At 68.6% G+C, this 10580-nt stretch carries 9 protein-coding genes; all 9 read left to right on the top strand.

The annotated features are described in order from the left end of the window. On the top strand, window positions 1-1683 hold a 1683-nt coding region (locus D7X74_RS17590), incomplete at its 5' end, for a hypothetical protein (RefSeq protein WP_370450767.1). Window positions 1684-1726: 43 nt separating this feature from the next. After that, entirely contained in the window at window positions 1727-2053 is a 327-nt protein-coding gene (locus D7X74_RS17585) for a cytochrome c (RefSeq protein ID WP_120534123.1), read from the top strand. A gap of 62 nt (window positions 2054-2115) precedes the next feature. Next, the gene (locus tag D7X74_RS17580) at window positions 2116-2427 is read left to right on the top strand and encodes a hypothetical protein (protein ID WP_120534122.1); all 312 of its coding nucleotides are present in this window, start codon (window positions 2116-2118) and stop codon (window positions 2425-2427) included. A gap of 209 nt (window positions 2428-2636) precedes the next feature. Further along, window positions 2637-3335 carry a hypothetical protein gene (locus tag D7X74_RS17575; RefSeq protein WP_120534121.1) on the top strand — a complete coding sequence of 233 codons (699 nt, stop codon included), beginning with the start codon at window positions 2637-2639 and terminating at the stop codon, window positions 3333-3335. Window positions 3336-3358: 23 nt separating this feature from the next. Further along, the gene (locus D7X74_RS17570; RefSeq protein ID WP_120534120.1) at window positions 3359-3811 is read left to right on the top strand and encodes a c-type cytochrome; all 453 of its coding nucleotides are present in this window, start codon (window positions 3359-3361) and stop codon (window positions 3809-3811) included. Next, entirely contained in the window at window positions 3811-8115 is a 4305-nt protein-coding gene (locus D7X74_RS17565; protein WP_120534119.1) for a DUF4114 domain-containing protein, read from the top strand. Before D7X74_RS17570 ends, D7X74_RS17565 begins: the two co-directional genes overlap by 1 nt. Next, the gene (locus D7X74_RS17560) at window positions 8112-8621 is read left to right on the top strand and encodes a prepilin-type N-terminal cleavage/methylation domain-containing protein (RefSeq protein WP_120534118.1); all 510 of its coding nucleotides are present in this window, start codon (window positions 8112-8114) and stop codon (window positions 8619-8621) included. The genes D7X74_RS17565 and D7X74_RS17560 overlap by 4 nt, the downstream gene beginning before the upstream one ends. Beyond that, the gene (locus D7X74_RS17555) at window positions 8618-9868 is read left to right on the top strand and encodes a PilW family protein (protein ID WP_120534117.1); all 1251 of its coding nucleotides are present in this window, start codon (window positions 8618-8620) and stop codon (window positions 9866-9868) included. The genes D7X74_RS17560 and D7X74_RS17555 overlap by 4 nt, the downstream gene beginning before the upstream one ends. Then, window positions 9865-10560: a Tfp pilus assembly protein FimT/FimU gene (locus tag D7X74_RS17550; RefSeq protein WP_120534116.1), complete on the top strand. Its 696-nt coding sequence runs from the start codon at window positions 9865-9867 to the stop codon at window positions 10558-10560. The genes D7X74_RS17555 and D7X74_RS17550 overlap by 4 nt, the downstream gene beginning before the upstream one ends. Window positions 10561-10580 lie beyond the last annotated feature (20 nt).

Here is a 10580-nt window from a genome sequence, read left to right as displayed (position 1 = left end):
CACCCCACCCCACCGCCTCCCGACGCGGCCCCGGTGCCGCCGCCCGCGGCACCCGAGCGGCTCCGGTCGCCGGGCCTGCCCCGCGCGGTGTGGGCCACGGTGGCGGCGCTCTACGTGCTCCTCTTCCCGTACCACCCGGGCCTGCGCTCGCCCAACGAGCTGTGCCGGCTGTGGCAGACGCGCGCGCTGGTGGAGGACGGCACGCTGGAGATCAACCGGGCCCTGCGCGACTACGGCCACGTGGGCGACCTGTCGGTGATGAACGGGAAGTACTACCCGTCCAAGGCGCCGCTCTTGTCCTTCGCTGCGGTGCCCGTGTACGCGGCCCTGCGCGCCCTGGGCGGAGGCCACCGCTACGCCGTGCCGGAGGTGCCGCTCGTCTTCTTCAGCCGCCTGTTCCTCACGGTGCTGCCCACGCTCCTGCTGCTGTGGCTGGTGCGCCGCTTCCTGCGCGCCTGGGTGTCGCCCACCGTCGCGGACGCGGTCACGGTGACGTACGCGCTGGGCTCGCTGGCGTTCAGCTACTCGCTGCTCTTCATGAGCCACCAGACGACGGCGGTGCTGCTCTTCGCCGGCTTCTACGCGCTGTGGAGGCTCGCGCGCGGAGAGTGGCGCGAACGCGGCTACGCCGTGGCCGGAGCGTGCGCGGGCGCCACCGTCGCCGCCGAGTACACCGGCGCCCTGGGCGTCCTGGGCCTCATCCTCTACGCGGCCCTCACCCTGCTGGGGACCCAGGGCCCGTGGAGCGCGCGGCTCCAGCGGCTGGGCCGCGCCACCGGGCTCGCGTTCCTGGGCGCGCTGCCCTTCCTCGCGGCGCTGATGCTCTACCACCAGGCCACCTTCGGGCACCCGCTGGAGACGGGCTACAAGCACCTCAACGACGCGGCCTACCAGCCGTGGCACCTGGGCGGCTTCCTGGGCATCCGCACGCCGGATCCGCGCGCCTTCTTCCTGTCGTTCTTCTCCCCGCTGCGGGGGCTGTTCACGCTGTCGCCCTTCCTGCTGCTCGCGCTGCCCGGCCTGGGCCTCTTGAAGCGCCAGGGCAGGACGTCCCCGGAGGCCCGCGCCCTCTTCTGGCTGACCGCGGTGACGCTGGCCGGCTACACGTACTTCACGTCGTCGTTCACCTACGACTCCTGGGGATGGACGACGGGGCCGCGCCACCTCACGGGGCTCGTGCCCTTCCTGCTGCTGCCCGCGGGGCTGGTGCTGGAGCGGCTGCGCGAGGCCGGGCGTCCGTGGCTGTCCGGCGTCGCCGCCATGCTGTGCGCGGCGTCCGTGCTCATCACGGGCCTGGCCACCTTCGTCAACTACATCCCCGACGACGTCTCCACCCCCGTGCTCGCGCTGGCGCGGCCGCTCTTGCTGGCCGGCTACCACGCGCCCAACGTGCTCGCCTTCCTGGGCCTCCCCACGTGGCTCGCGGGCGGCGTGCTGCTCGCGGCGCTCGTCGGCGTGGCGGGCTGTCTCTTCCTCGCGCTGGGATGCGACGCGGCCGGACGCCCCGTGCCCTCCATGGCCTGGGCCGCGGGGCTCGCGACGCTGGCGGTGCTTTGGGGCACCCAGGCGGCGTTCACCCGGAACGACACGGCGGACCAGAACGCGGTGCGCTTCCTGGAGTCCGTCTGGTTGCAGCCCCCCGGCCGGCCCCCGGCGCCCTTCTGGCCTCGCGCGGGGTCTTGAGCGCGCCGCTATACTGGCGGCCCCTTCGTTCGGGAGACGGTGCATGACGACGCGGCTGTGCCTGCTGGTATCCACCCTGCTGCTGTGCGCCCCCGTGGCCCGGGCCGAGGACGCCGCGGAGCTGTGGGGCAAGAGCTGCAAGTCCTGCCACGGCCCGGACGGCCGGGCACAGACGCGCATGGGCCAGAAGGAGGCCATCGTCGACATGAGTCGGGCCGCCTGGCAGAAGGCCGAAACGGACGCCGAGCTGCGCGAGGTCATCGCCAACGGCTCGTCCCGCAACACGAAGATGAAGGCCTACAAGGACCGGCTCACCCCGGAGCAGATGGACGCGCTGGTGCGATACATCCGCACCTTCAAGGCGAAGTGACGGGCGTCATGAATAACCCCTGGCGCCCAGGCGTCCAGGGAGTGGGAGAATCGGAGACACCCATGAAGACCCTCACTGTCGCCATCGTGTTCTGCCTGTCCATGGTCAGCCTCTTCGCGTCGGTGCGCGCCGACGCCAACGCGTTCCCCCGGCTGGAGCCGGGCGTCTCCCAGCCGGTGGCGCTGATGCCCAAGGGCGGCGACGGCAAGGGCGGCGGCGACGACAAGGGTGGCAAGGGCGGCGAGGAGGACGAGGAGGAGTACCGCCAGCAGTCCCGCGGCCTCGCCCAGAAGGCCGCCCTGGAGCTGGTGGATCCGGGCGTCCTGGACGACATGATCCGCCTGCGTGCCGCACTGCGTGGCGGCCAGCGCTAGCCTCACCGCCCCGCCCGAAAAAGGGCGGTGGCACCGCAAGGATTGGCGGGCTCGCAAACTTTGCGCAGCCGCCTGACGTCAAACGGCACCCCCCCGGCCCGAGCATCCCCCTCATTCCAGAGGGTTGGGTGCCAGGCCCCCCGGCACGCGGATTGCTGACCCTCAGCCCCAACGCCGCGCCTCCCCCAGGGCGCGCGAAGGAGTTCCTGATGGTTCCGCGCACCCGCTCCCACCTCCGCCAGCCGCGAGGCTTCACGCTCCTGCTCGCGCTGGGCGTGGTCGCCGTCGTGACGATGGCGGTGATGCTCAGCTTCAGCGTGGTGGGCCGCGAGGCCGACAGCCAGGCGGACACCCGCCGCCAGAAGCAGGCGTTCTTCGCCGCCGAGGCGGGCCTCGCGGAGGGCCGCGAGGCGGTGCGCATCATCATGGACACCAACCTCGGGGCCACGCTCGTCCTCAAGGACGCGCTGGGCCGGGATCGCGTGGAACTGCCGGGCATGGGCAGCGCCAACTACCCCTGGTTCGAGCTGCTGCCGGGTGACGGGGTGGACGGGTGGAACGACTACAGCATCACCACCGACAGCCTGGACGCCGCCGAATACGCCGGCATCGACGACTACCCGGAGCAGAAGAACGTGCGCTACCGGGTCTTCGTGCGGGACGACGTGGAGAGCGACGACCTGTTCGGCACCGACTCCAACCGCCAGCTCTGGGTCATCTCCGTGGGTGAGGTCACCAACGCCAACGGCCGGCCCACCCGCGCCGTGGTGCAGGCGCTCGTCACCAACTCCAACACCGAATCCATCTTCACGCCCGGGTGCATCTCCAAGGGCTGCGGCCCGGACATGAACTACGTCAACGTCACGGACACCGGCACGCCCGGAACCGCGGTCATCACCCTTCCGTAATCCCGTCTTCCCGCGAGCCCCCCATGAAACGCCTGACCCCCTTGTTGCTCCTGCTCCCTGCGCTCGCCAGCGCCCAGGACCGGGGCGAGCTGGCCTTCAACAAGGCCTGTGCCCAGTGCCACCAGGCCCAAGCCCCCTCCCCAGCCCCGAAGCGCGCCAAGGGCACCCGTGAGCCGGTGGGGCCCGCCATGGACCAGGTGGTCCGCAGGAAGAGCCTGGAGGAGATCCACGCGTGGGTGCAGTCCCCCCACCGGTTCAACCCCAAGGCCATCTGCGACACGCGCCTGCTGGGCCCGGATGACCTGGAGCCGCTGATGGGCTTCCTGGCCACCGTGACGGTGCCGGCGGAGCCGCCGCGCCGGGTGGTCTTGAAGCAGCGGATGGAGCAGCAGGTGACGGAGCGGACGCGGCGCAAGAAGGCGGAAGCCGAAGCGAAGGCGAAGAAGTCCCAGTCGACGAACCAGGGGAAGAAGTGATGCGGACGCTTTTCAAGAACGCCCTCGCGGCCCTGCTGGTGACGGGCACCGCGCCCGCCACCGCCCAGGTCGCCAGCCCCCAGCTGCTCTGCCAGGACGATCTGGCCAATGACAAGCAGGGCGCCTTCAAGATCGGGCCGGATGGCCTGACCATCAGCAACGACACCATCGAACTGCGCGAAGACAAGCGCCTCCAGCTCAAGACCGACCTCAAGAAGCTGGACTCGGAGAACATCACCTTCCCGTTCGACCAGACCGTCACCATCGACTACGTGTACGAGTCCGCCGGTGCGTCGCACTCGCTCGGCTACATGTACCTGGATGACGTGAAGGCCCGCGGCTATGCGGATGCCAACGGCAACCTCGTCGACAAGAACGCCAACGGCGTCCTCGACCTGCACGAGGCCCTCTACAACCTGACGCCGGACGACGACCCCATCCTGCCCGTCAAGTACGTCGGCAAGGGGCCCAGGCGCTGCTCCCGGACCTTCACGTCCGGGGGCAAGACGTACATGGAGCCCGAGCTGGCGATGGGGCCCTCCCCGGCCTGCACCAAGACCTTCGTCCACAAGACCGACGTCACGGACTCGCGCCCGGGCCGCGCGGACTCCAGCAACAACAACATCGCGAATGACTGGGTGGGGACCAGCAACAGCACCTCGTCCGACAACGGCCTGTTCCCGCACATCCCCAACCTGCTGGAGCCGGCCGCGCCCGAGAACGACTACAAGGGCCTCGGAAGAATGGTCTTCCTGCTCGCGGATGACGACGACGGCAAGACCGTCGAGCGCAACCTCGGCCCCGTCGCGGACATCAGCAACGACTACGACGGCATCCCGGACTACAACGTCTCCCAGTACGACTACCGCGGCCTCAAGCTGCCCGCCCCCGCGACCACGGATCCCGAGTACACCAACTACAACAACCTCAATACCGGGGACCGCAGGGTCAACCTGGGCATGGTCCAGGGTGGCAAGGAGATCGTCTTCTTCGCCGTCGTCTACTACGACGTCCGCCACAACACGGACAACGACACGGTCGCCCCCTGCCTCAAGCGCGCCCCCTACACGGGCAACGCCGACGAGGACGGCAAGTGCCTGCTGCACCTGCAGACGTCCGTCTCCGTGTTCTTCTCCAAGGCCACCTGGAACCTGGATCAGAACTTCAAGACGCTCGTGGGCAACAAGGTGACGGAGCGCAACATCGGCTGCAGCTACTCCGAAAGCTGCAACGTCCCGTCGGACGGTGATGCCTGTGAGATCGAGAATAGCGGCGGTCAGCGGGCCTGCGGCTGGCTGGAGCAGGCCACGCTCGACCGTCTGGCCTCGCCTGCCTACAACACCCTGATCATGCCCCCGGAGGGCGTGACCATCATGCGCCCCGGCACGGAGTCGGGAAACGTGAGCGAGGCCGTGGACCGCATGAACTACATGCCCCACGTCATCGTGGGCGCGCCCACCACGGACCCCTTCCGGTGGATCCTCGGATTCGAGGACCTCAACGGCGGTGGTGACCGCGACTTCAACGACATCGTGTTCATGATCAACAAGGAGAACGGCGGTGGCGCCAAGTCCAACACCGTGACCTCCGACGTCATGGGCGACGATGGGGACAGGCTCGGCCCGGACTTCACCATCACCAAGGTCCGCTTCCGCCGGCAGGACGACGTCGCGCCGTACTCGTCAACGGAGACCCCGCCCCCCGCCTCCAGCCTGCGCGTCCAGAAGCCGGGCGAATCCGTGACCAAATGCCCGGGGAATGGGGCGCCCTGCTGGACCGAGGAAGCCGTGGGAGCCTGCACGCCGCCGAGCGGCATCAGGCCCACCATCACCTATTCCATCGCGGTGGACTGCCGCATCCTGGACGGGAACGGCAAGTACCAGCCCAACCCGTCGCCGGGCTGGGTTCCGGTGGTCTTCCCCACGGGCGGGACGTACCCCACCCAGGAAGTGGAGATCGACATCCTGGCGCTGGGCCTGACGGGTTCGCAGCTGTGCTGGAAGGTGGACATCAGCAGCCCCAACGAGCAGTGCCGTCCCATCATCGACGACGTGGACATCGGCTACCAGGCCGTGCGCTCCGGCGCCTACGCGCGCTCCAGCCCGAGCACCCTGGGCAACGTGGCCGTCTGGGGCGTGAACGAGACGCCGGGCCAGAAGTGGGGTGAGGGTTGGAGCGGGGCCGAGAGCAGCCTGCCGCTCCCCGGCATCCGCACCTACGACGGAGCCAAGGACTACACCATCCGCGGTCGCATGTACCTCCAGTCGCTCTATGACCCGGAGAAGAGCGATGCGACCAATCCGAAGCTGCGCTGGGAAGCGGGCCGCGTGATGGCCCTGTCGATAACGAGTGGAGATCTGCTCGACAAGCGCAAGCTCTACACGATGTCGGACAGCAACGGCGGCAACAAGGACGTCAAGGACAAGGGCAACGAGCTGTTCGCGGGCAGCCTCTGCAACACGTACAGCGAGATCGACGGACGCTATCCCTACGACCTGAACCACGACGACAACTGCAGCCCCGGTACCGAACGAAAGTTCCTGGTGGACTGGCTGTACGGCTACGAGAACAAGACCACCGGCGCGCGTCGGCCGTGGCCCATGGGCGGCATCAACCTGTCCACCGTGGCGCTGGCGGTCCCTCCCTACCAGGACAACTGGTACCAGTACGCGAAGCCGACCGAGCGGGACCTCTACCGCACGAACTTCCTGAAGGGCCTGGAGAAGCGCAAGACCGTGGCCTACGTGGGCACCATGAGCGGCGTGCTCCACGCCTTCGACACGGGCGACTTCCGCAACGCCCTGAAGGACGGCTGCGTCGACGAGCCCCAGCAGCGCGGATACTTCGAGCCGACGGGCTGTGGCTCCGCGACCGTCCCCGCCACGCGCGCGTACGGAACCGGCAAGGAGGAGTTCGCCTACATGCCCGAACTGCTGCTGGGCCAGTACCGCAACCAGTACGTGCGCTTCCGCAACTCGGGCACCCTGCCGAGGCCCCAGATGGACGCTTCGCCCAGCATCGCCAACGTGGACCTGGGTGACCGCAACGACTGGAACTCCAACATCAAGTACGACTGGAAGCCCGCACAGACGGCCCAGAAGCAGCAGGGCGCCAAGACGGTGCTCGTCTCCGCGACGGGCAAGAGCACGCCGGTGGTCTACGCGCTGGACATCACCAACCCCGAGGACGACTGGTATCCGCTGCCCCTGTGGGAGTTCAGCTTCAAGGACCTGACCATGGCGACCGCCTTCACCGCGGCGCAGACGGTGGACCCCCAGGTGCTGCTGCCGGACAACATCGGATCGCGCCATGCTCCCTCCCTCGTCCGGGCGGCCTGGGGTTCGGCGAATGCCCAGGACCGCCGCTGGGTGGCGGTGGTGGGCACCGACTACGAGCCGGCCGAGAAGCGCGCGGGCGCGGTGTTCCTGCTCGACATGAAGACGGGCAAGCCGCTCGACTACGGCTCCACCCCGGGTGGCAAGTACGCGGGCGTCATCACCTTCGAGAAGGGCTGGGGCATCGCGGCGGAGTCCGCGATGCTGGACCTGGATCAGGACGGGACGTACGACGTCATGTACGTGCCCACCACGTCCGGCAGCGTCTGGCGCGTCAACCTCAAGAACGTGAGCACGTCCCGGAAGCTGGGCGACAAGGTGCAGAAGTGCATGGTGGCGAGCGCGCCCGCCGCGCTGAAGAACCACCCGGACGCCAGCCAGACGGACCTGGACCTGCAGCAGCTCTACTCCAACCTGGCCGTGAAGCTCGTGCGCACGGAGAACGGCACCGTGGTGCGCTTCTACTTCGGCACGGGCGACAACCCGGACCAGTACACGGATGGCTACGACGAGCCGAACCCCGCGTCGCCCTCGTACCAGTACCACCTGATGGCGTTCGAGGATCCGAACCCCGCAGGAGACAAGCCGTGCCTGCCGCTGGAGCCCATGTGGGTCCAGAAGCTGGGCAAGGGTGAGAAGCTGTGGGGCGGCGTGGCGCTCAGCGCTGACAGCGTCTACGCAGCGACCGCCGCCGGCAAGGCCGCGGACATCTGCAACCTGAGCACGACGCAGAACGGCGCCTCGTACACCGCCAACCAGATCACCGGCGTGATGACCCGCTCCGAGCTGGAGGGCCACGCCATCTCCGCGCCGGTGGTGCACGACGAGCACCTCTTCGTGCTCACGGCGACGGGCAAGATGAAGGTCATGGGCGGACAGAAGTGGAACAACAAGGCAGGGGCCAGCGGAGTGCCCAAGTCGCAGATCATGCTGTGGGAGCCGCTGCCCGACGGGAGACTGCCGCAATGATGCAGCGAGCCTCACGGGGTGTGACCCTGCTGGAAGTCATGGCCACCATGGCCGTCATGCTCCTGGGCGTGGCGGCGGCCATGACCGTGGTGAGCCAGACGAGCACCGCCAACCGGCGGACGCTGACGGCCAATCAGGCGCAGATCATCGCGGAGCAGACCCTGGAGAACATCCTGACGGAGGGATGCCAGGGGCAGGTGAACTGCGCTGACCTGACCAACAGGACCTTCCAGGTCTACCAGACGTCGGAGGGGCTCCTGCGCAACACGCCGCCCACGGACCCCAACATCCTGGCGCGCGAATACACGGTGAACGTGGACGTGGACAACGTGATGGCCCCCCTCACCGCGGAAGGGGGCAAGTGGGGCAATCCCCCCGTGAACCGTCCGCTGGTGGGCGCCACCACGGGCAACCTCGTGAACGTGCGCGTGTCCGTGAGCTGGGAAGAGCCGAACATCCGCTCTGGCCGGCAGGTCGTGGTCCTCCAGACCCGGATGGCGCAATGAGTCCCACGTCCATGCAGCGGCGGGGCTTCACCCTGCTGGAAGTGATGATCGCCAGCGCCCTGGGGGTCATCGTGCTGGCCACCGGGTTGGTGGTGGGCACGCAGATGCAGAAGCGCGCCCTCTTCGAAGAGCAGACGATGATGGCGCAGGTCACGGGCCGGGCGGTGAAGGAGCTGTTCACCACCGACCTGGCGCGGGCCGGCACGGGCATGGGCAACACGCCCATCTCCTTTGACACCGACGATGAGCGCTCGGCCATCACCGTCTGGCACAAGCCGGACCTGACGGGCAATGACACCCCGCTGGGCCCGGACCCGGACTTCGTCCCGGCGCCCACGGAGGACCTGGAGTCGGATGCCCTCCAGCTCTACTGGGGGGAGACGAACGGGATGATGACCCTGGCCCCGTGCACGGAAGCCCCGAACGTGGGCAGGTACCGCAGCAACGACCTGACCACCTTCTGCACGGGCAAGGACCCCTCCAATGGGATGGTGAACCCCGCGCAGCCGACCATCGCCGTGCTGGTCAGCGGTGGAAACAAGGTGGCCTGCCCCGTGAGGATCGACACCGTGATGGCCGGGGCCCCCGGGAAGTTCACGGTCCACGCGCCGACCCCCGAAGTTCCCAGCTCCCCCAAGTGCAAAGGGGAGGTGGACACGGAGTTCTGGAAGCCGACCGGGGTGAAGACCGACGTGGAGAACTGGCTGGCCCTTCGCCTGGGTGGCGCGGCCTACCGGGTGAACTGGAAGAACAACATCCCCACGCTCGAGTACCGGGCACCCGGACAGGCGGCCTGGTCCGTGGTGAGCCGCGACGTGGAGCAGATGACCGTGCGCGAGGGGATCATCGACCTGTTCGAAGCCAAGAACATCGTGACCTGGTACCCGGATGCGCCCGCCGCGGGCATCACGCGTCCCTACATCTCCGAATGCACGCTGGCGGATTTCAATGCGGGGCCCTGCAAGATCGACCTGAAGGGGGCGGACGGGGTGGACCTCCCGGCTCCCGCCACCCAGGAGGAGCTGCACAGGCGCATGCGGCAGCGGATCCGCGAGTTGGAGGTGACGCTGGTCATCCGCACCCGTCGCATCAACCAGGATGCGATCCTCGGGGGGCAGGATGAAGAGGGGCGCGACCAGGATGGCTACAAGCGCCGCCGGTTCACCTTCCGGATCCTCGCGCGCAACTTCGCGGCGGTGGGAATGCTGCGGCCGGTCGCCAAGGCGGAAGAAGTGGTGGTGCCATGAAGCGCACGAAGGGCATGACGTTGCTGGAGCTGATGACGGCCGTCGCGGTGATAGGGGTGCTCATCGCCCTGGCCGTGGCGGGAACGCAGGGCCGCATCGACCGTCAGCGGGAGACCTCGGCCACGCGCGAGCTGTGGGGCGCCGCCCTGCGGGCGCGCCAGCTGTCCATCAGCACCAACCAGCCGGTGCGCATCGTGGTGGATCCGGACGTCGAGCAGCCGGACGGCAGGCGCTACAACGTGGCCCGCTGGGAGCGGTTGAAGTGCGGGGATGACCTCAACAATCCGGACGAGTGGACCGTGGACAAGTGTCCCAGCCCGTCCTGCCTGGCCAAGACGTGCCGCGCCGACTCCAACTGCTGCAGCGAGACGGGACCGGACATCGTCATCCCGGGCACCATGGTTGCCGCGGACATCAACAACCTGTGCTTCCTGCCCGGCTCCGGCCGGCCGGTGTTCAACCGGATGGACTGCATGCAGGGCTCGCTCGGCTCGCCCGCGGACATCGCCGCGGCGGCGCCCGCGGACAACTCCATCCTCTTCCGTTTCGCCTCCGACCGCCCCAAGAGCGTGCTGATGGTGGAGCCGCTGACGGGGCTGTCCAGCGTGATGGACTGCGACTCGCAGGCGGCGACCACCAACGACGCGACCCGCAAGGACGAGCGGCTGGCGGCGGCCTGCACGGCCCCCTGAACCGACGGTGACGTGCCGCT

This window comes from Corallococcus sp. CA047B (genome assembly GCF_003612065.1).
Taxonomy (GTDB): Bacteria; Myxococcota; Myxococcia; order Myxococcales; family Myxococcaceae; genus Corallococcus; species Corallococcus praedator.
The sequence above is the reverse complement of the archived record's forward strand: the minus strand, read 5'-3'. Positions and strand labels throughout refer to the sequence as shown.